At 62.5% G+C, this 21,538-nt stretch carries 16 protein-coding genes, 1 tRNA gene and 1 pseudogene; 10 read left to right on the top strand and 8 right to left on the bottom strand.

The features are described 5' to 3' along the window. The first annotated feature begins 113 nt into the window (after positions 1–113). The 9 genes from NFR47_RS01340 to hutI all read left to right on the top strand — a co-directional run bounded on the left by NFR47_RS01340 (position 114) and on the right by hutI (position 13,781). The gene (locus NFR47_RS01340) at positions 114–1,304 is read left to right on the top strand and encodes a saccharopine dehydrogenase family protein (RefSeq protein WP_251213777.1); all 1,191 of its coding nucleotides are present in this window, start codon (positions 114–116) and stop codon (positions 1,302–1,304) included. Between the two features lie 168 nt (positions 1,305–1,472). Continuing rightward, complete coding sequence (gene nspC / locus NFR47_RS01335; RefSeq protein WP_251213776.1) at positions 1,473–2,603, top strand: carboxynorspermidine decarboxylase; 1,131 nt, start codon at positions 1,473–1,475, stop codon at positions 2,601–2,603. 16 nt (positions 2,604–2,619) lie between these two features. Beyond that, complete coding sequence (locus tag NFR47_RS01330) at positions 2,620–3,912, top strand: cysteate synthase (RefSeq protein ID WP_251213775.1); 1,293 nt, start codon at positions 2,620–2,622, stop codon at positions 3,910–3,912. A gap of 13 nt (positions 3,913–3,925) precedes the next feature. Next, positions 3,926–5,029 (top strand): pectate lyase, encoded by a 1,104-nt coding sequence (pelA, locus tag NFR47_RS01325; RefSeq protein WP_251213774.1) that lies wholly within the window; start codon positions 3,926–3,928, stop codon positions 5,027–5,029. A 103-nt stretch (positions 5,030–5,132) separates the two neighbouring features. Next, positions 5,133–7,136, top strand: a complete 2,004-nt coding sequence (locus tag NFR47_RS01320) for a TonB-dependent receptor plug domain-containing protein (RefSeq protein WP_251213773.1) — start codon at positions 5,133–5,135, stop codon at positions 7,134–7,136. 182 nt (positions 7,137–7,318) lie between these two features. Beyond that, positions 7,319–9,019, top strand: a complete 1,701-nt coding sequence (gene ftcD / locus NFR47_RS01315; RefSeq protein WP_251213772.1) for a glutamate formimidoyltransferase — start codon at positions 7,319–7,321, stop codon at positions 9,017–9,019. Positions 9,020–9,021: 2 nt separating this feature from the next. Next, positions 9,022–11,037, top strand: coding sequence for a urocanate hydratase (locus NFR47_RS01310; protein ID WP_251213771.1), 2,016 nt, complete (start codon positions 9,022–9,024; stop codon positions 11,035–11,037). A gap of 22 nt (positions 11,038–11,059) precedes the next feature. Continuing rightward, positions 11,060–12,550, top strand: a complete 1,491-nt coding sequence (gene hutH / locus NFR47_RS01305; RefSeq protein WP_251213770.1) for a histidine ammonia-lyase — start codon at positions 11,060–11,062, stop codon at positions 12,548–12,550. Further along, positions 12,534–13,781, top strand: coding sequence for an imidazolonepropionase (gene hutI / locus NFR47_RS01300; protein WP_251213769.1), 1,248 nt, complete (start codon positions 12,534–12,536; stop codon positions 13,779–13,781). The genes hutH and hutI overlap by 17 nt, the downstream gene beginning before the upstream one ends. Before the next feature lie 63 nt (positions 13,782–13,844). Here hutI and NFR47_RS01295 read toward each other — a convergent pair. Next, positions 13,845–14,321: pseudogene (locus NFR47_RS01295) on the bottom strand (cupin domain-containing protein); the annotation flags it as partial. A 138-nt stretch (positions 14,322–14,459) separates the two neighbouring features. Between NFR47_RS01295 and NFR47_RS01290 the strand changes: the two are divergent. Then, positions 14,460–15,356: a helix-turn-helix domain-containing protein gene (locus tag NFR47_RS01290; RefSeq protein WP_251213768.1), complete on the top strand. Its 897-nt coding sequence runs from the start codon at positions 14,460–14,462 to the stop codon at positions 15,354–15,356. Positions 15,357–15,433: 77 nt separating this feature from the next. On the opposite strand, the gene NFR47_RS01285 is transcribed toward NFR47_RS01290, so the two are convergent. From NFR47_RS01285 to NFR47_RS01255, 7 genes are all read right to left on the bottom strand, one after another. Further along, positions 15,434–16,564, bottom strand: coding sequence for an aldo/keto reductase (locus NFR47_RS01285; RefSeq protein WP_251213767.1), 1,131 nt, complete (start codon positions 16,562–16,564; stop codon positions 15,434–15,436). 1 nt (position 16,565) lies between these two features. After that, positions 16,566–17,075: an ECF transporter S component gene (locus NFR47_RS01280; RefSeq protein WP_251213766.1), complete on the bottom strand. Its 510-nt coding sequence runs from the start codon at positions 17,073–17,075 to the stop codon at positions 16,566–16,568. A gap of 35 nt (positions 17,076–17,110) precedes the next feature. Next, positions 17,111–19,027: a TonB-dependent receptor gene (locus tag NFR47_RS01275; RefSeq protein WP_251213765.1), complete on the bottom strand. Its 1,917-nt coding sequence runs from the start codon at positions 19,025–19,027 to the stop codon at positions 17,111–17,113. Further along, the gene (locus NFR47_RS01270) at positions 19,024–19,545 is read right to left on the bottom strand and encodes a DUF1893 domain-containing protein (RefSeq protein ID WP_338022837.1); all 522 of its coding nucleotides are present in this window, start codon (positions 19,543–19,545) and stop codon (positions 19,024–19,026) included. Before NFR47_RS01270 ends, NFR47_RS01275 begins: the two co-directional genes overlap by 4 nt. A 36-nt stretch (positions 19,546–19,581) precedes the next feature. Further along, the gene (locus NFR47_RS01265; protein ID WP_251213764.1) at positions 19,582–20,556 is read right to left on the bottom strand and encodes a DUF362 domain-containing protein; all 975 of its coding nucleotides are present in this window, start codon (positions 20,554–20,556) and stop codon (positions 19,582–19,584) included. A 165-nt stretch (positions 20,557–20,721) separates the two neighbouring features. Then, positions 20,722–21,363 (bottom strand): nitroreductase family protein, encoded by a 642-nt coding sequence (locus NFR47_RS01260; RefSeq protein ID WP_251213763.1) that lies wholly within the window; start codon positions 21,361–21,363, stop codon positions 20,722–20,724. 81 nt (positions 21,364–21,444) lie between these two features. After that, positions 21,445–21,518: transfer RNA gene (locus NFR47_RS01255), tRNA-Asp, on the bottom strand. Between the last annotated feature and the right edge of the window lie 20 nt (positions 21,519–21,538).

Genomic DNA, 21,538 nt, shown 5'->3' with positions numbered 1-21,538 from the left:
ATGGCGCCCTTTTTGGTGGTGCAAATGTATGGATTATTTTTGTTTTACCAAAATAAAACGCCTATTTTTGTAGGCGTCAACCGCAAAATCAGTTTCTATAAATCATATCGTTTATGTGTAAAGCCTTGATTATCGGCGCGGGGGGTGTCGGGACGGTCGTCACGCAGAAGATCGCCGCCAATCCCGTCTTCACCGACGTGATGCTCGCCAGCCGCACCAAATCCAAATGCGACGCCGTGGCCGCCGCCATCGGCGGGGGACGGGTCAAGACCGCGCAGGTCGACGCCGACAGCGTCGCCGAGCTGTGCGAATTGTTCCGGGCGTTCAAGCCCGACATCGTCGTCAACGTCGCCCTGCCGTACCAGGACCTCACCATCATGGATGCCTGCCTCGAGTGCGGGTGCAATTACCTCGATACGGCCAATTACGAGCCCAAGGACGAGGCGCATTTCGAGTATTCGTGGCAGTGGGCTTATCAGGACCGGTTCAAGGCTGCCGGGCTCACCGCTATCCTCGGCTGCGGTTTCGACCCGGGCGTCACGGCCATCTTCACCGCCTACGCCGCCAAGCATCATTTCGACGAAATCCATTACCTCGACATCGTCGATTGCAACGCCGGTAACCACGGGATGGCTTTCGCCACCAATTTCAACCCCGAAATCAACATCCGCGAGGTCACCCAGAAGGGGCGTTACTTCGAGAACGGCAAGTGGGTCGTCACCGAGCCCCACGAAATCCACCGGCCGCTCAATTATCCCGGCATCGGCGAGCGCGAATCCTACGTCATCTACCATGAGGAGCTGGAGTCGCTCGTCAAGAATTATCCGACTATCCGCCGTGCCCGTTTCTGGATGACTTTCGGGCAGGAGTACCTCACGCACCTGCGCGTCATTCAGAACATCGGCATGGCCCGCATCGACCCCATCCTTTACAACGGCGTCGAGATCGTCCCCATCCAGTTCCTCAAGGCCGTGTTGCCCGACCCCAAGTCGTTGGGCGCCAATTACCACGGGCAGACTTCCATCGGGTGCCGCATCCGCGGTGTGAAGGACGGCAGGGAGCGGACCTATTATATCTACAACAACTGCGACCACGAAACCGCTTTCAAGGAGACCGGTACGCAGGCCGTCAGCTTCACCACCGGCGTGCCCGCCGCGTTGGGTGCTTCCATGTGGGCCAAGGGGCTGTGGCGCGGCGCCGGGGTCTTCAACGTCGAGGAGTTCGATCCCGATCCGTTCCTCGCCGAGCTCGGGCCGCAGGGGCTTCCCTGGCACGAGTTGTTCGACGTCGACATCGAGGTGTAGACGGCGTGTTTCCAGGCAGACAAGGCGCAAGTTGTCCGGCAGGCATCTTGCGCCTTGTTTTTTCCGCCGGGGAGGTCCGGGTGGTATAAATGCGTATTTTTCTGCGGCTCCCGCGGTTTTTGCCGATGATTTTGTTAAATTTGTCCGGCTTTTTTCCTTCGGATAACCATGATCGACTTTTCGCAGCTGCCCGCCCCTTGTTTCGTGCTCGACGAAACTTTGCTCGACCGCAACCTTGCCATCATCGACCGCGTGCGCCGCGAGTCGGGCGCCGAGATTATCGTCGCTCTTAAGGCGTGCGCCATGTGGAGTATCTTTCCCGGGCTCGCCGCCCATTCCGACGGGGCTACGGCTTCTTCCGCCGCCGAGGCCCGGTTGGTCTTCGAGGAGTTCGGGCGTCCGGCCCATACCTATGCCCCCGTCTACAGCGACCGCGATTTCGACGAAATCATGCGTTGCAGCGACCATATCACCTTCAATTCCGTCGCTCAGTTCGAGCGTTTCGGCCAGCGGGCCCTCATCAACGGCATTTCGTGCGGCCTGCGCATCAACCCCGGTTATTCGCCCGTCGAAACCGACCTTTACAATCCCTGCGTCGCCGGGTCGCGTTTGGGCATCGTGCCCGAGCAGTTGGACGAACTGCCTGCCGGGGTCGAGGGGCTGCACTTCCATGTCCTCTGCGAATCGCGGCCCGAGCATCTGCAAAAGGCGCTCGACGCCGTCGAGCAGCGTTTCGGCCGTTTCCTCGACCGTATCAAGTGGCTCAACATGGGCGGCGGTCATCTGATGACCCATGCCGATTACGACTGCGACGGGTTGATCCGCATCTTGAAGCGGTTCAAGGCTCGCCATCCTCATCTGCGGCTGATTCTCGAACCGGGCAGCGCCTTTACATGGCGTACCGGATACCTCGTTTCGACGGTCGAGGACATTGTCGAGAACGGCGGCGTCACGACCGCCATGCTCGACGTGTCGTTCGCCTGCCACATGCCCGATTGTCTCGAGATGCCCTACAAGCCCGCTATCGTCGGGGCGCATGAGCCTGCTTCCGGCGAAAAGCGGTGGCGCATGGGCGGCGCCAGCTGCCTGGCGGGCGATTATTGCGGCAACTGGGCTTTCGACCGCGAGTTGCAGGTCGGCGAGCGCATCGTCTTCGAGGACATGATCCACTATACGATGGTCAAGACCACCATGTTCAACGGCGTGCATCATCCCGCCATCGTCATCGTCCGGCGCGACGGCCGGACCGACCTCGTCCGCAGCTTCGGTTACGAGGATTTCAGAAACCGCATGTCATAACCCAAAACTCAGATAGATGGAAAAATTCGTTCCCACTTCCTATACGCTCGAATGCGTGGCCACCGGCCGCGAGTTCGAGGACGAAGGCTGGACGCTCGAGGACCGCGCCTGCAAAACACCGTCGCTCGTCCGGGCCCGATACGCCAAGAAGCAGTTGGAGGTCCGGCCCTCCGAATTCGGGCTCTACAAGTTCGCCGACTGGCTGCCCGTGCGCCGGATGCTCAAAGGTTCGTCGGCGCCCGTCACTTACCGCAGCAAGGGGCTGGGCAGGTACCTCGGGCTCGAAAATCTTTGGATTACGTTCAACGGTTATTATCCCGCCGTCGGGGCTTCCATGACGACTTGTTCGTTCAAGGAGACCGAGGCTTATTCCGTTTGCGCGCGCGCTGCCGAGCACGAGGACCGTGTGTTGGTCGTCGCTTCCGCAGGCAACACGGCACGGGCTTTCGCCAAGGTTTGTTCCGACAACAACATCAAGCTCTTGCTGGCCGTGCCCCACGACAATATCGCTGCCTTGTGGTTCGCCGAGCCGTTGAATCCCTGCGTCAAGTTGATTTCGTGCGAGAAGGGCGGCGATTACTTCGACGCCATCCACCTCTCCAACCTTGCGCTCAAGGCCCGCGGTTTCTATGCCGAGGGCGGGGCCAAGAACATCGCCCGGCGCGACGGCATGGCTACGACCGTGCTTTCGGCCGTCACGACCATCGGCCGGATTCCCGACTATTACTTCCAGGCCGTCGGGTCCGGAACGGGAGCCATCGCCGCCTGGGAGGCCAACATGCGGCTTATCGAGGACGGCCGTTTCGGCTCCAACATCATGAAGCTGATGGTGTCGCAGAATGCGCCTTTCGTGCCCATGTACGACGCTTGGCGGGCCGATTCGCGTCAGATGCTGCCTTACGACGACGACAAGGCGCGCCGCGATGCCGAGATTATCGACGCCAAGGTGCTCTCCAACCGTCGGCCGCCTTACGGGGTGGTCGGGGGGCTCTACGATGCGCTCAAGGCTACCGACGGCGACGTCTTCGTGGCCACCAACGCGCAGGCCCGCAAGGCTGCCCGGCTTTTCCAGGAGTTGGAGGGCGCCGACATCCATCCTGCGGCCAGCGTCGCAACGGCATCGCTCATCAAGGCTGTGGCCGACGGCAAGGTGGCGAAAGATGCTGCCGTCATGCTCAACATCACGGGCGGCGGCGAGCAGCTGTTCAAGGAGGGCAAGGAGCTCTGGTACCTCAAGCCGAGCCTCGTTTTCTCGCTCGACCCCTCTTTGGACGACGTGGTGGCCAAGGTCGAAGAGCTGTTCAAGTAAAACTGCGGATATTATGCGTAAATTGCTCGTTGCTATCGCTTTTGCGGTGGTCTCCGTTCCGGCGTTCGGCCAGCAGGCCGAGGGTTTCGACCAGTCGGTCAACCGTTGGCTCCATTCCAACCGGGGCGAGAATTACCCGCGCTTCACGCCGGACCAGGTGTGCGGCATCGCCGACAACATCATCGCCTATCAGAACGAGGACGGCGGCTGGCCCAAGAACCTCGACATGATGTCGCGGCTCGACCGCGATTCGGTGGTGGCGGCCCTCAAGCCGCGGAGCCGCCGCAGTACGCTCGACAATTCGGCTACCCATGCGCAGGTCGAGTACCTCTGCGAGGCTTACCGGACCACGGGCGAGGAGCGTTTCCGCGATGCGGCGCTCCGCGGCATGGAGTATATCCTCGGCACGCAGTATCCCAACGGCGGTTGGCGCGGCTGGGACGCCGATGCCATTACGTTCAACGACGATGTCATGTACGGCGTGTTGTCCTTGTGGCTCGAAATCATCTACGCTAAGCCGCGCTTCGCATGGGTCGACCCGGCGTTTCGCGAGCGTATCCGCGCTTCGTGGGACCGCGGGCTCGATCTGGTGCTCCGGTGCCAGTGGGTGCGCGACGGCGTCAGGACCGTTTGGGCCCAGCAGTACGACCACGGGACCTTGCAGCCCGTCAAGGCGCGTTCCTACGAGTTGCCGGGGTTGGTGGCTGGCGAAAGCGCCAACATCGTCATGTTGCTGATGCGCATCCGCAAGCCCTCGCCCGAGGTCGTCGAGGCGGTCAAGGCCGCCGTTGCATGGTTCGACGCGAATAAGATTACGGGCAAGCGTATCGTCACGGTCGCCGTGCCCGAGGGGCTGCCCGAGGACCGTTCGGTGAAAAAGGACCGTCGCATGGTCGACGACCCCGATGCCGCCCCCATCTGGGCGCGTTATTACGAGCTCGGCGGCGACCGGTTCTTCCTCTGCACCCGCGAGGGGGTCAAGGTCTATTCGTTGGCCGAAATGCCTGCCGAGCGGCGTTCCGGTTATTCGTGGTTCGGCGATTGGGGCAACAAGGTGCTGAAAAAGTATCCTTCGTGGCTCGCCAAGGTCGAAAAACAGGCGGCCAAGAAGAAGTAATATTCCGAAAATGCCTATCTTCGCGGCGGTTTGGAACGCGGCTCGCAGCCGGACCCGTTCCCGACCGCCGCTTTTTTTACAACTAACTCATTCAATTCACAGCATGAAAAACATTCTTCCGAAGCAGGCTCCCTGCTGGCGCCGGTGGAACCGCAAGGGCTGGTCGGCTTTTGCGAGTCTCCATCGTGCCGTCACGATCGGAGTACTCTCGGCGGGGATGTCCATTCTCTTGCTCGCGACGCAGGGCGCATCTGCACAGCCCGCCGACACGGCCGCCGTTCTCAGGGAACTGCGTATCCGCGAGGTCGGCGTCTCGGGGAGCCTCGCGGCTCCTTTGCGCAACGTTCAGTCGCAAACCCCGCTTTTCGACCGGAAAGCGCAGGCCGCAGCGCCTTATCAGACGCTCGAAGCCGCGCTGCGCACCGCGCCGTCGGTCGATCTTCGCGAACGTGGGAGCAAGGGTACGCAGGCGGACATCTCCATTCGCGGGGGTTCTTTCGACCAGACCATGATTCTTCTCAACGGCATCGACTTCACCGATGCCCGGACCGGCCACCAGTCCCATTCGCTGCCCGTCGACCTCGACTGCATTTCGGGCGTCGATTTGTTGGAGGGCATTCCCGGCGTCGGCGCCTATGCCGGAGCCGTGAATATCCGCACCGCGCCGCTCCTGCCGCGTTATCTGCGGTTCGAGGGGGCAGGCGGGCAGTACGGCTACGCCTATGCCAACCTCTCGGGCGCCGTCACGGCCGGGCGTTTCTCCGTCCTGGGGGCCGCTTCCTACCGTCGCAGCGACGGGTACCGCCACAACACCGATTTCGATACTTACAACGCGTTCGTCCGCGCTTCGTGCGAGGTTCCGCGGGTCGGGTTCTTCGACTTGCAGGCCGGTTATCAGAACCGTGCTTTCGGGTCGAACGGCTTCTATGCCGCCTATAACCCCGAGCAGTGGGAGCATACCTCCACGGCGTTGGCTTCGCTGCGGTGGCTCCGGCAGGCCGGGCGTTTCTCGTTGGGCGCCGCCGTCAGCTATCGCAAGAACTTCGACCGCTACGACTGGACCCGCGGCACCCCCATGAACCGCCACAATACCGACCATGCAGGGGCCAAGTTGTGGGCCGACTGCGAGTGGGCGGGCGGCGTCACAACCTTGGGCGGCGACTATGCGTTCGACCATATTTACAGCACCAACCTCGGTGAGCCGCTGGCCGTTCCTCACGGCGATTATTCCAAGGCCAAGGCCCGCCATACCGGGAACCTTTTCCTGCGGCATACCAAGCAGTGGCGGTGTTTCGACTTCGCGTTGTCGGGCGGCGCCAGCTTCACGCCTTACGGTCCCGCCGCTTTGTGGAGCGTTTCCGGCGGTTACGCTCCTGCCCAGGGGCTGCGTCTGAGCGTCGGCGCGTCGCAGTCGATGCGGCTGCCCACCTTCACCGACCTTTACTATTCGTCGCCTGCCCAAATCAACAACCTCGATTTGGTTCCCGAAAAGGCTGTTACGGTGCGTTTGGGCGCCGAGTATGCGCGGGGGCGGTGGTTCGCGTCGGTGTTGGGTTACTATCGCGCCGGGCGCGACATCATCGACTGGGTGTGGCATCCCGAGGACGATCCCGTCGAGGAGTGGCGCGGCAAGTGGCATTCCGAGCAGAGCAGTGCGCTCGATACTTTCGGCGTCGAGGTGGCGGGCGGTTATGCCTCCGCTTCGGGTTTCCTGCGGCGGCTGACCCTTTCCTATGCTTTCGTCTCCACCGACCGCAGTTCCGATTTGATTGCCAAGAGCGCCATGGACTTTCTGCGCCACAAGGCCGCTTTGACGGCCGAGGTGCGGTTCCTGCGCCGGATGTCGTTCGCGCTGACCGCCACGGTCGCCGACCGCAACGGCAGCTACACCCATTATCCCGTGCCGGGCGACAGTTCGGTTTCCGAGACGCGCGATTTCGCGCCGTTCTTTCTGCTCGACGCCCGTCTGGCGTGGGAGAAAGGCATCTGCCGCATCTATGTCGACGGAACCAACATCACCGACACTGCTTATTGCGACATGGGCGGCATCCCGCTGCCCCGCGCATGGGTCACGGCCGGCGTGGTGCTGACCATCGGCAGACGTTGATTTTTCCAGGGCGGTTCGTCCGCCTGTTTCCGGCTGCTTCTTCGGCCCGGGGCCCGCAAGGGTTCCGGGCTTTTTTCGCAAAGATGAATCCCTGCATGAAAATGAACGATTCGTTGCCCGTCTGCCGAAAAATTCCTACATTTGTATAGAATCGAAAAAAAAATCATAATACAATCATCGTCATGGAGCAAAGAATCGTAGAGTGCGTCCCCAATTTCAGCGAGGGGCGCGACCGGGAGGTCATCCGGCAGATTACCTCGGCCATCGAACAGGCGGGCGGCGTCAAGGTGTTGGACGTCGACCCCGGCGAAGCTACCAACCGCACGGTCGTCACTTTCGTCGGTTCGCCCGAAGCGGTCGTCGAAGCGGCTTTCCAGGGGGTGAAGCGCGCCGCCGAGCTCATCGACATGCGCCGCCACAAGGGGGCCCATCCGCGTATGGGGGCCACCGACGTGCTTCCGCTGATTCCCATTTCGGGCGTTACCTTGGAGGAGTGCGCCGCCTTGTCGCGCGACCTCGCCAAGCGCATCGCCGATGAGTTGCGGATTCCGACTTATTGTTACGAGGCCGCCGCTTTCCGCCCCGAGCGCAAGAATCTGGCCGTCTGCCGCGCAGGCGAGTACGAGGCGCTGCCCGAGAAGCTGGCGCATGCCGATTCCGCCCCCGATTTCGGGGCCCGGCCCTACGACGACGGGGTGGCCCGCACGGGTGCTACTACCGTCGGGGCCCGCGACTTCCTCATCGCCGTCAATTTCAACCTCAATACCACCTCCACCCGCCGCGCCAACGCCATCGCGTTCGACGTCCGCGAGAAGGGCCGCCCCGTCCGCGAGGGCAACCCCATTACGGGCAAAATCGTGAAAGACGCCGACGGCAATCCCCTCATGCAGTCCGGTACGCTCAGGGCGACCAAGGCCATCGGCTGGTTCATCGAGGAGTACGGCATCGCGCAGGTTTCGATGAACATCACCGACATCGCCGTCACGCCCCTGCACGTCGCTTTCGACGAGGTGTGCCGCAAGGCCGACGCCCGCGGCGTGCGTGTCACGGGCACCGAAATCGTCGGGCTCGTTCCCAAGCGGGCGTTGGTCGAGGCCGGAAAATACTTCCTCCGTAAGCAGCACCGTTCGACGGGTATCGCTGAGGAGGAGATTGTCCGTACGGCCATCAAGTCCATGGGACTGGGCGATTTGAAGCCGTTCGTCCCCGAGGAGAAGGTCATCGAATACCTGCTTGAAGCGGAGGTTGCGAACAAGCGGCTTATCGACATGACCTGCAAGGCGTTCGCTCACGAGACTGCCAGCGAGTCGCCCGCTCCGGGCGGCGGTTCGATTTCGGCCTACATGGGGGCTTTGGGCGCCGCCCTCGGGGCCATGGTCGCCAACCTCTCGGCTCACAAGGCCGGGTGGGACGAGCGTTGGGAGGAGTTCTCCGACTGGGCCGACCGGGGGCAGGCTCTCCTCTCCGAGTTGCTGCACTTGGTCGACGAGGATACCGCGGCTTTCAACCGCATCATGGACGTCTTCGCCATGCCCAAGTCCACCGACGAGGAGAAGGCCGCCCGCAGCGAGGCCTTGCAGGCCGCGACGCTCTACGCCACGCAGGTGCCGCTTCGGACCATGAAAGCCGCCGTGCAGGTCTTCGACCTCGTGCAGGCGATGGCCGCCGAGGGCAATCCCAATTCGGTTTCCGATGCCGGGGTGGGGGCCTTGGCCGCCCGCAGCGCCGTGCTGGGGGCTTGTCTCAACGTCAAAATCAACGCCGCCGGGCTGAAAGACCGTGCCGCGGCCGATGCCCTCGTTGCCGAAGCCGAAGCGTTGGCCGCCGAAGCCGACCGCCGCGAAAGGGAGGTGCTCGCCGTTGTCGAATCCAAAATCCAATAGTTATGACCTTGCAAGAGTTTCAGGATGATATTCGCGCCGGGATTCCCGACCGGCTGCCCGCTGCCAAGCCTTACGACAGGCAGATCAACCATGCGCCGCGCCGCAAGGAGATCCTTTCGCCCGAGGAGCAGGTGCTCGCCTTGAAGAACGCCCTGCGTTATTTCCCCGAGAAGCACCACGCCGTGTTGGCCAAGGAGTTCGCCGAGGAGTTGCGCAAGTACGGACGTATTTATATGTATCGGCTGCGTCCCGACTACGAAATGTATGCCCGGCCCATCGACGAGTATCCGGCCCGCTGCCGGCAGGCCGCGGCCATCATGATGATGATTCAGAACAACCTGGACAAGGCCGTGGCGCAGCATCCCCACGAGCTGATTACCTACGGCGGCAACGGCGCCGTCTTTCAGAATTGGGCGCAGTACAGACTGACGATGAAATACCTCTCCGAGATGACCGACCGTCAGACGCTGGTCATGTATTCGGGTCATCCGCTCGGTTTGTTTCCGTCGCATCCCGACGCTCCGCGCGTCGTCGTCACCAACGGCATGGTCATTCCCAATTACTCGAAGCCCGACGACTGGGAGCGGATGAACGCCCTCGGCGTCTCGCAGTACGGGCAGATGACTGCCGGGTCCTACATGTACATCGGGCCGCAGGGCATTGTCCACGGCACCACCATCACCGTGCTCAACGCCGCCCGCAAGCGTTTCACGAACGGCCGCAGCGACACACGCGGCATGTTGTTCGTCTCGTCGGGCCTCGGCGGCATGTCCGGCGCCCAGCCCAAGGCGGGCAATATTTCGGGCGTCGTGTCGGTCATCGCCGAAATCAACCCCAAGGCTGCCGCCAAGCGCCACGAGCAGGGTTGGGTCGACGAGTTGCATGAATCGCTGGATGAATTGATGCCCCGTATCCGGCAGGCAGTCAGCAGGAAAGAGGTCGTTTCGCTGGCTTACGTCGGCAATGTCGTCGACCTTTGGGAGCGGCTCGCCGCCGAGGAAATCGCCGTCGACCTCGGTTCCGATCAGACTTCGCTGCACAATCCGTGGGCGGGCGGTTACTATCCCGTCGGTTTGAGCTACGAAGCGTCCAACAAGATGATGGCCGAGGAGCCCGGCCGCTTCCGCGAGTGCGTGCAGGAATCGCTTCGCCGGCAGGCCGATGCCATCAACAAGCTCACCGGGCGCGGCATGTACTTCTTCGACTACGGCAATGCTTTTCTGCTGGAGGCTTCGCGCGCCGGCGCGGCCGTCATGGGCGAGGGCGGACGCTTCCGCTATCCCTCCTACGTGCAGGACATCATGGGTCCCATGTTCTTCGACTACGGGTTCGGCCCGTTCCGCTGGGTCTGCACTTCCGGCAGGCCCGAGGACCTGGAGCTGACCGACCGGCTCGCCGCCGAGGTGTTGGAGGAGATACGCCGCACGGCGCCCGAGGAGATCCGCGGCCAGCTCGACGACAACATCCATTGGATTCGCGAGGCCGGGCGCAACAAGCTCGTCGTCGGTTCGCAGGCCCGCATCCTCTATGCCGACTGCGAGGGCCGCACTAAAATCGCCCTGGCGTTCAACCGCGCCATCGCCGAGGGGCGGCTGTCGGCTCCCGTCGTGCTGGGCCGCGACCACCACGACGTCTCGGGCACCGATTCGCCTTACCGCGAGACTTCCAACATCTACGACGGTTCGTCGCGCACGGCCGACATGGCCGTGCAGAACGTCATCGGCGATTCGTTCCGCGGCGCCACCTGGGTTTCGATCCACAACGGCGGCGGCGTAGGCTGGGGCGAGGTCATCAACGGCGGTTTCGGCATGGTCGTCGACGGGTCGGAGGATTCCGACCGCCGCATCCGCGACATGCTTTTCTGGGACGTCAACAACGGCATCGCGCGCCGCAGCTGGGCCCGCAACGAGGGGGCCCTGTCGGCCATCCGCCGCCAGATGGAGCGCACACCCGGACTGAAAGTCACGCTGCCCAATTCCGCCGACGAAGATTTGGTTCGCAGCGCATTGAAAAACTAACTGTTAAAACGTTTTAATTCCTATGGAGCTTCACCATATTTCCGCCGAACATCTTTCGGTCGGCCGGGTCCGCGAAATCCTCGAAAAGCACCTCCGGCTGGCACTCTCCGACGACGCCCGCAGGCGCATCGTCCGTTGCCGCGAGTACCTCGACCGCAAGATGGAGAACCCCGAGCGGCCCATCTACGGCATCACCACGGGGTTCGGTTCGCTGTGCAACATTTCGGTCGGCCGCGACGACTTGGCCGCCTTGCAGAAGAACCTTGTCATGTCGCACGCCTGCGGCACGGGCGAGCGGGTTCCGGCCGAGGTCGTGCGGCTGATTCTGCTGTTGAAAATCCAGTCGCTTTCCTACGGCCATTCGGGCGTGCAGCTCGCTACCGTCGAGCGTCTTATCGACTTCTTCAACAACGACATACTCCCGGTTATCTACCAGCAGGGTTCGCTCGGTGCTTCGGGCGACCTGGCGCCGCTGGCCCACATGAGCCTGCCGCTTCTCGGGCTCGGCGAGGTCGAGCATAAGGGCCGGGTGCGCCCGGCTTCGGAGGTGCTGGCCGAAATGGGGTGGCAGCCCATCGAGTTGCAGTCCAAGGAGGGGTTGGCGCTGCTTAACGGCACGCAGTTCATGAGCGCCTACGGCGTTTGGTCCGTGATCGAGGCCGAGCGGCTCAGCGAGTGGGCCGATACCATCGGCGCCCTGTCGCTCGAAGCCTTCGACGGCCGCCCCGAGCCTTTCTGCGACGAGGTGCACGCCGTGCGTCCGCATGCGGGGCAGATCGCCACGGCCCGCAACTTCCGCCGCCTGCTCGAGGGCAGCGAAATGATTGCCCGGCCCAAGGAGCATGTGCAGGATCCCTATTCGTTCCGTTGCATCCCGCAAGTGCATGGCGCATCGAAAGATACGATTGCTTATGTCAAGCAGGTCCTGACCACCGAAATCAATTCCGCCACCGACAATCCCACCGTTTTTCCCGACGAGGACATGGTCGTCTCGGCCGGTAATTTCCACGGCCAGCCCATCGCCCTTGCGATGGATTTTCTGGCGGTCGCCGTGGCCGAGCTGGGCAATATTTCCGAGCGGCGTATCTATAAGTTGATTTCCGGTTCGCGCGGACTGCCCAGTTTCCTGGTCGCCAAGCCGGGGCTCAACAGCGGGTTCATGATTCCGCAGTATGCCGCGGCTTCCGTCGTCAGCCAGTCCAAGGGGCTCTGCATGCCCGCGTCGGTCGATTCGATCCCCTCCTCGCAGGGGCAGGAGGACCATGTGAGCATGGGTTCCAACGCCGCTACCAAACTTTTCCGTGTGGTATGCAATACGCAGCGCGTGCTGGCCATCGAGCTCTTCAACGCCGCGCAGGCTTTCGAGTTCCGCCGTCCGCTGCACACGTCGCCCGTGCTGGAGCGATTGTTGGCCGATTACCGCAGGCAGGTGCCGTTCATCGACGACGACACGGTCATGTATCCCCATATCCGCACCTCCGTCGAATTCCTGCGTCATGAGAACGCTCGTTAAGAACATCGGCAAGCTCGTCGGCATCCAGCTTTCGGGGCGTCAGCGCCTGTGCGGTGCCGAGATGAACCGTCTGGAGACCCTCGACAATGCGTGGCTGCTCGCCGAAGACGGGCGGATTGCCGCTTTCGGCCGCATGGACGACTGCGGTTCGGGCGTCGCGGCCCGGGTGGTCGATGCCGAGGGCGGGATGCTTTTCCCGTCGTTCTGCGATTCGCACACCCATCTGGTCTACGCCGGGAGCCGCGAGCAGGAGTTTCTGGACAAAATCAACGGACTGAGCTACGAGGAAATCGCCCGGCGCGGCGGCGGGATTCTCAATTCCGCCGACCTGCTGCACGAGACTTCCGAGGAGGAGCTCTACCGGCAGGCAATGGGGCGCGTGCGCGAAATCATCCGCATGGGTACGGGCTGCGTGGAGATCAAGAGCGGCTACGGACTTTCGACCGAGGACGAGCTGAAGATGCTGCGCGTCATCCGCCGCATCCGCGAGACGGCGCCGCTGGCCGTGCGGGCTACTTTCCTCGGGGCCCACGCCGTCGCCCGGGCTTACGCAGGGCGGCAGGCAGAGTATGTCGACCTCGTTTGCGATGAAATGTTGCCCGCCGTGGCGCGCGAGGGGCTGGCCGATTTTGTCGACGTCTTCTGCGACGCCGGATTTTTCACCGTCGGCGAGACGGCCCGCATCCTCAAGAAAGGGCGCAAATTGGGTCTGCGCGCAAAAATCCACGCCAACGAGCTGGCCGTTTCGGGCGGCGTGCAGGCGGGGGTGGCCCACGGCGCGCTGTCGGTCGACCACCTCGAAAGCATGGGGCCCCGCGAAATCGAGGCGCTGGCAGGTTCCGAGACTATGCCGACGCTGCTGCCCGGCGCGGCGTTCTTCCTCGGGATGAATTATCCGCCTGCCCGCGACATGATACGCGCAGGGCTGGGCGTCGCCCTCGCTTCGGACTACAATCCCGGTTCTTCGCCTTCGGGCAACATGCGCATGGTCGTCTCGCTCGCTTCCATCCGGATGCGGATGACCCCGGCCGAAGCCGTCAACGCCGCCACGATGAACAGCGCCTATGCCATGGGCCTAAGCCGCGATTACGGGTCGATTACGCCCGGCAAGGTCGCCAATTTCTTCCTGACGGCCCCCATGCCGTCGGTCGAGTTCTTCTCCTATGCCTATCAGACGCCGCTGATTCGGCGGGTGTTCCTGCGCGGCGAGGAGTATACGGAGCAGTCCTAAGCCTCCGGCGTTTTGAACGTTGTTAAAACGTTTTAGCAGCGGCCGAATTCTTTATTCGCGGGCCGTTGCTTCGGCATATTGTTCGTCGTCCACCGGGCCGAGCCAGGTGTTGCGGTTGCTTTGCGGATTGACTTCGACGGCCAAATGGGCGAACCAGCTGTCGGGTGCGGCTCCGTGCCAGTGGACGGCGTCGGCCGGAATCTCCACCACGTCGCCCGGATGCAGTTCGCGCGCAGGTCGGCCTTGGGCCTGATAGTAGCCGCGTCCGGCCGTCACGATAAGCAGCTGCCCGCCCGAGTGGCTGTGCCAGTTGTTGCGGCAGCCCGGCTCGAACGTCACGTTGCTGACGGGGCAGTTGAGCGCCGGGTCGGCGGTGAGACGGGCCAGCCAGGCCTGCCCGATGAAATACTGCGAAAACTGCTCGGGGAGCTTTTCGCCCTGCGGAAAGATTTGCTCGAAAGAGTGTTCCATTGCGGTGTCGGGATTTTGCATGCAGCCGCCGAACGTCAGCAGCAGCGGGATGAACAGCGATTTTTTCATGCGGCAAATGTACCGGCTTTGCGGCGGCCGGACCGTATACGGATTACGGGGTTCGCTACCATTATTACCGATTCGGCGCCCCGGCGGCCCGCGACCGCATTTTTATCGTTACATTTGCAGCGAACAAGCAGCACAGCCATGAATAAAATCGAGCATTTCGAGCATGTTTTCGAGTACAACGACCTGCTGGGCGTCGAGACCCTCCACCCGCTGGTGTCGGTCATCGACCTCTCCAAGTCGCGCCGGATTCGTCACATGCGCCATACTTTCGGCTTCTACACCCTTTTTCTCAAGGAGGTCAGGTGCGGCAATCTGATCTACGGCCGTCAGTACTACGATTATCAGGAGGGGACCATCGTGGCCATCGCTCCCGGGCAGGTCGCGGGCGTCGAGGACAACGGCGAGGAGTTCCAGCCCAAGGGGTGGGCGCTGGTCTTCCATCCCGATTTGATTCGCGGCACCTCGCTGGGCCGCAATATCCGCAGTTATTCGTTCTTCTCCTACGAGGCCAACGAGGCGCTGCACCTCTCCGAGCAGGAGCGGGCCATCGTCGTCGACTGCCTGCATAAAATCCGCACGGAGACCGAACATGCCGTCGACAAGCATACGCGGCGGCTCATCACGGCCAACATCGAGCTGCTGCTCGACTACTGCGTGCGCTTCTACGAGCGGCAGTTCCTCACGCGCAGCCAGGTCAACAGCGACCTGCTGATTCGGTTCGAGACGCTGCTCGACGCCTATTTCTCCTCGGACCGTCCGCAGAGCGAGGGGCTGCCCTCGGTGAAATATTTCGCCGAACAGCTCCACCTGTCGGCCAACTATTTCGGCGACCTTATCAAGAAGGAGACGGGCCGCACGGCGCAGGACCATATCCAGCTCAAGCTGATCGACGTGGCCAAGGAGCGGATTTTCGACGTCCGCAAGTCGGTCAGCGAAATCGCCTACGAGCTGGGGTTCAAGTACCCGCAGCACTTCACGCGGCTGTTCAAGAAACTCACGGGCCTGACGCCCAAGGAGTACCGGACACCCAACTGACGCCGAGCCCTGCTAAAACGATTTACCCCTGCCGAAACTCGCTTCGGCAGGGGTAAATTGCATTTGTGCGGCGGGTGTTATTCTTCCTTGTCGAACCGGGCCGCTACCTGCCGCAGGTGCTCGACGATGGGCAGGTGCTGCGGGCAGCTCTTTTCGCACTTGCGGCAGCCGATGCAGTCCGAAGCGCGGCCGTGCGTCTGCGCGAGATTGGCGTAGTAGACGGTCTGCACTGAAAATCCTTTGTTCAGCGACTGCTCGGCGTTGTTGTAGAGGGCGAAGTACTCGGGAATGGCAATCTGTTTGGGGCATCCGTCGACGCAGTAGCGGCACGCCGTGCAGGGGACGGCTATCGAACGGTTGATGATTCCGACGGCGTCTTCCACGGCAGCGCGTTCTTCTGCATTCAGCGGCTCGAAATGCTGCATGTAGGAGATGTTGTCGCGAAGCTGTTCCATCGACGACATGCCGCTCAGCACCATCATGACCCCGTCGAGCCCGGCTGCATAACGGATGGCCCACGACGCGGGCGACAGTTCGGGACGCACCGCCCGGAACCGCTGTTCGGCCTCCTCGGGCAGGCGCGCCAGCGTACCGCCCTTGACGGGCTCCATCACCACGACGGGTTTGCCGTGGCGGCGGGCCGTCTCGTAGCACCTGCGCGACTGGATGCTTTCGTTCTCCCAGTCCATGTAGTTGATTTGCAGCTGCACGAACTCCGTTTCGGGGTGGGCCGTCAGAATCTCGTCCAGCAGCTCGGCGCTGTCGTGGAACGAGAATCCGACGTGGCGGATTTTCCCCTCGGCTTTCATCCGCGCGGCGAACGCGAAGCTGTCGAACCGGCAGACCTTGCGGTAGTTCGCCACATTGAGGTTGTGCAGCAGGTAGTAGTCGAAGTAGTCGACACCGCATTTTTCCAGCTGCTCGGCGAAGATGCGTTCCTGGTCGCCCTCGGCTTTGAGGAACATGGTCGGCAGCTTGGTTGCCAGGGTGAAGGCGCTGCGGTCGTGGCGTTCGACAAGCGCCGCGCGGACGATCTTTTCGCTCTGGAATTCGTGGTACATGTAGGCCGTGTCGAAGTAGGTGAATCCGTGTTCCAGAAAGGTGTCGACCATCTTTTCGACCTGTGCCATGTCGACTTTCGCAAAGTCTTCCGGGTCGGTGAGCGGCAGGCGCATGCAGCCGAACCCTAATTTTCGGGGTGTCGTCATCTTATTTGCGCTTCAGGTTGATGAGTGCCCAGCCGCCGGCGATTTGCAGAAGCATGCCCGGCAGGCCGAGACGGAAATCCTGGGCGGCGGTCCGGAAGTCGCCGGCCAACGCCCATTCGCCGAGGGTGCCGACGGTCTGATAGGCCAGCACGACGCCTGCCAGCAGCAGGAGCGACGCCCGGCGGAACCGGGCCGCCGTCCAACTTGCGACAAGGGCCAGCACGACCGACTTCAGCAGAATCGCGGGCAGAGCCGCCGCGACGGGCATCCCGAAAAGCAGCGAATTGGCCACGGGCGACGCAAGGGCCGTCAACAGCCCCGTCCGCCAGCCGTATTTGTAGGCGCCGACGAGGGTGAAGAAATAGATAGGCAGCCACGTGGGGCCGCCCAGATGCACCGTATGGCACAACTGCGGCAAGGCGATGTTGCCCGCCACGAAAAGCGCCGCGGCTAAGTAGGTTTTTGCCTGGCCGCAGTGCAGCGAGTAAAGTTTTGCGGTTGTTGTTTGCATGTTGTTCTTCAGCTATTTAAGTTCTTTTATTGCATCTAAAAGTGCAGGTTCACGCCGCCCAAAACCGTGGCCTTGGGCATGGGGTAGCCCGCATTGATTTCGTAGCGCTGGGCCAGCAGGTTTTCGCCCCGCACGAACAGCTCGACGACCTTGCACACGCGGAAACTGCCGCGCAGGTTCCACAACACGAAATTTTCCTGCGTGCTGCGGCCGCTGCCGTTGACTTTGACTTCGGTGTAGAGCCCGCCGACATATTGCACGCCCGTCGAGACGTTCCAGCGGCCCCTGGCGAACGCGGCTCCGACATGGAGCTTGTGCTCGGGCGACGCCAGCACGGGGTAGGCCATGTGCAGATAGCTGTAATTGGCGTCGAGCGACCACGCGGGCGAAATCCGCCACGCGAACTGCGCTTCGGCCCCTGCGTTCTCGATTTTTCCCGTGTTGATGTTTTTCGGCCGCCCGTCGACGGGGACGCGCATGATGAGGTTCTCGCCGTCGATGTAGAAGACGTTGACCCCGAACGAAATCCGGCCGTCGAGAACGCGCTGCGACCAGGCGATTTCGTAGCTCCACAGCCGTTCGGGCTTCAGGTCGGGATTCTGCGGCGGGAACATGTACATTTCGCGGATGGTGGGGTAGCGGAACCCTTTCGAGGCCGAAAGTTTGATTTCGGCGCTGTTCGAGGGCAGGAACGAAACGCCCGCCTGCGGCACCCATTCGGTTCCGACGTGCGAATGATGGTCGATGCGCAGGCCCGCATCCAGGGTGAGCCACGAACCGATGGTCTGGCGGAAATCCACGTAGGCGGCCACTTCGTGCAACGTTTTGTCGGCCAGCATCGAGCGCGGCGAACCGTCGAGCGGCTGGTTCCATGCGCGGCCCCCGAAACGGAACCAGTCGAAGCCCAGCGTCAGGCGGTTGCCCTCGAAAAGACGGGCGCTCTGGTAGCACGAAATGCCCAGCATCTCGTCGCGCGAATGGAACCGGTAGTCGAGCGGCTCGCTGCCGGGCGAATAGCCGTCGTCGATTTTGTGGCAGCCCCAGTTGCAGAAGAAGCTCAGCGCGCCCGAGGTCCGTTCGTATTCGTTGCGCAGGGCCAGCGAGGTCATGCCGCGCGTGATGTGCGAATCGTTGTCGAGCACCGGAGCCGCGACGCTTCCGGGATTCGAGGCGTTGAAGCGGGTGAGGCTGACATCGGCCTCGATGTTCCATGCCGAGGCGATTTCGTAGCCTGCCTTGGCATAGCCGCCGTACTGCTCGAACCCCATCCGGGGCCGATGGCCGTCGGTGCGGTTGTAGGAGCCTGTCACGACGCTGCTAAAACGTTTTAGCTTCACCCGGTTGGTCGCTTCGGTCTGCAAGGTGTTGTAGGAGCCGTAGCCGATGTGCACCCCCGTTCGGATGCCGTCATTCTTCGATTTGCGGGTCACGATGTTGATGACCCCGCCCATGGCGTTGGAGCCGTAGAGCACCGACGCCGGGCCGCGCAGTACCTCGATGCGCTCGGTCAGCATCGACTGGCAGGCGTCGGCGATGGGGTGGCCCATCAGCCCCATGTACTGCGGGTGTCCGTCGATGAGCACCATCAGCCCGGTGGTGGGCAGTCCGGCCTGCGGCGCCCCGCCGATGCCGCGCAGCGACATCTGCCCGGCAGCACCCGTCGAGACGCTGTAACCCATGATGCCGCGCCCGGTGGCGAACAGCCCCGGCACCTGCTCGGTGAGGAGCGGCAGCAGCGACGGCTCGTGGCTCTGCTCGATTCGCCCGCGCCCCACCGTCGAGACGGTCATGGGCAGGTGGCGGACGTCGGCCCGGTAACGGGCGCCCGTGACGACCACGCTGTCGATAGGCCGGGGCCGCTCCTCTTCGGTGACGGCGTGCGTGTCGGCGGGCAGCGAAGCCCGGACCGGAAAGGCCAGCAGCAGGGCGGCCAGCAACGGAATCTTATTCATGGAACGGTACGGATGAAATTGCGGATCGGTTCGAGGCACTCCTTGGCGGTGCGGCAGTCGCGGCACAGCGTTTCGACGGGACACCAGCCCGTGCCTGCGCGGTTGATGATATGCGGTACTTGGAGCGTGCAGCTCACGGGGATATTTTGCGCGTCGAACAACTGGAGCGCTCCGGTGCTGGCGACGTCGGCATGGACCGCGCGGACGCCGCCCAAAATCATCAGCGCCGCAGCTCCTTTGCCCACGACCTTGTCGGCCACGGATGCGCCGTCGAGCAACTCCGGTTCTTCGGTCAGAATCCGGTAGAGGTCCTTGATGCCCCGCTCGCGGAAAATCCGCACCTGCGCACCCTGGCGGATTACGCAGGAACACGGCTCGGCGTGGAGCCGGGCGGCGAGTTCCTGAAGCTCGCTGACATAGGGTCGGAGGGTCTGCTGCACGGTTTCAAACTGTTTGCACGGGACATGATGGCCGCAGGTCTGCAACGACCGTGCCACGAGGGTTTCGCGGGCTTCCATGCGGCTGACGCATAGTGTTTTCGGCTATGCGGGATTTCATTGCTGCGGCTGCGTTCGGTCGAGGTCGACGAGCGTATATTCGCGGCTGCCCAGCCCGATGGCGGCGGCGTGCTCGACGGTGTGGATGCCGTGGCGCGATTCCATCCGCTCGATGAGATGGACCTTGCCGGGGTCTTCCGAAGCGTAGACCTGGTCGACACATGCCTGATCGAGCGCCACGGGGTCCAGCGAAGCGAAGATGCCGATGTCGCCCATCTGCGGAGCAGCGGGGTGCGCGTCGCAGTCGCAGTCGACCGAAAGGTTGTTCATGACGTTGATATAGAGGATGCGCTCGCCGCAATGGTCGGCGACGGCCTTGGCCGCTTCGGCCATGGATTCGAGAACGGCGTCCTGCTCGGGCAGGTTGTTCCACAGGTCGGTCCTGGTCTTGCCTGCGGTGTGTATCCAGGCCTTTCCGGCCGACGAAGCGATGCCGATGGACATGTTCTTGAGCGCTCCGCCGAATCCGCCCATGGCGTGCCCCTTGAAGTGGGAGAGGATGACCGTGAAATCGTAGGCGGGGAAGTGCGAGCCGACGAAATCTTCCTTGAGATGCTTGCCGCCGACAACGGGCAGCGCGATTTCGCCCTCGGCATCCATGATGTCGACGGGCGCGATGGCCGTGAATCCGTGCTCCTCGGCGGCTTTGAGATGGTCGGCCGTAGCGGCGCGGCCACCGCCGTAGGCCGTATTGCATTCGACGATGGTGCCGCCGATTTTCCGGACGAAATCGCCGATAAGCGCGGGCTTCAGGAAGTTGCTGCCGCCCGGCTCTCCGGTCGAAATCTTCACGGCGACCTTGCCTGTGGCTTCGCGTCCCAGCGCCTCGTAGACGGCGTTGAGCCCGGCCGGGGAGATGTCGCGCGTCATGTATACTTCGGGGACGGCGGGGACCGCCTTGCCTGTGCAGCCCGTGCATCCGGCGGCCGCCAGGAGCAGGAGCCCTGCGGCGAACAAACGAATCTGTTTCATGACTGAATGGTTTTGAGTTCGGTTCTGCGTGCAAATATATGGTTTTCAGCGCGAAGATTTGCAGCCGCGGCGCAGAAACCGGAATATGGGTAGCAAATTCCGGAATCGGTATCGGTCCGGCGAGAAAAACGGCGGCTCCCGGAGGAACCGCCGCTGTATGGCTGTTTATCGGATTATCAGATCGTCGATTCGCAGTTTCGGCACGTGGTGGACGCCGTGTTCGTCGCGGTAGTAGTCGTGACTGTCGTTTTCGCCGATTTCGGTCAGCTCGATTCGTTCGGCGCCTTTGCCGATGGCGAGAACCAACAGCGGCTCCAACGGCAGTGCGAGCGCATCGGCGATCTTCTCCTTGTCGAAAGCGGCGATGCAGATGCCGTTCAACCCCAGCTCCACGGCTTTCAGCAACATGCTTTGTGCCGAAATCCCGAGGTCGATGTCGACATAACGGCTCTCCCCGACCGTCGAACAAACGACGATGAAGGCGTTGGGCTCGGTGCCGGGCAGCGGCAGGTGCAGTTCCGGCAAAGCGCCGCCCAACCGGATGTGGGGTAGCAGGGCAGGCGCCTCGTCGGCCAGCACGGGGCGGAACCGCAGCACCTGCTGGTTGCGGGCCGAGGGGATACGGGCATTGACCTCGATGATGCGGCGAAGCTGGTCGTCGCGCACGACGAAACCGGCGTCGTAACCCCGGTGGCTGCGGTTCTTCAGCAGCAGCCGATCCAATGTCATTGCCGGACGGCGGGCCGCGCGGTCATCCCTGCGTGCGAAGTATTCGTCCATCTTGCGGCCCAAATAGTTGTCTGCCATGGTATCGGGAAGTATTCTGTTATGCGGTTGGAGCAACGAAAAAAGGCTTTGAGAATCTTCCGATCCCAAAGCCCTTGTCTGCGGTGCGTAGGGGACTCGAACCCCTGACCCCGTGCGTGACAGGCACGTATTCTAACCAGCTGAACTAACGCACCTTTTTGCTGATTGCGAATGC

Origin of the sequence: Alistipes muris, assembly GCF_943193205.1 — a bacterium.
GTDB lineage: Bacteria > Bacteroidota > Bacteroidia > Bacteroidales > Rikenellaceae > Alistipes > Alistipes muris.
The sequence above is the reverse complement of the archived record's forward strand: the minus strand, read 5'-3'. Positions and strand labels throughout refer to the sequence as shown.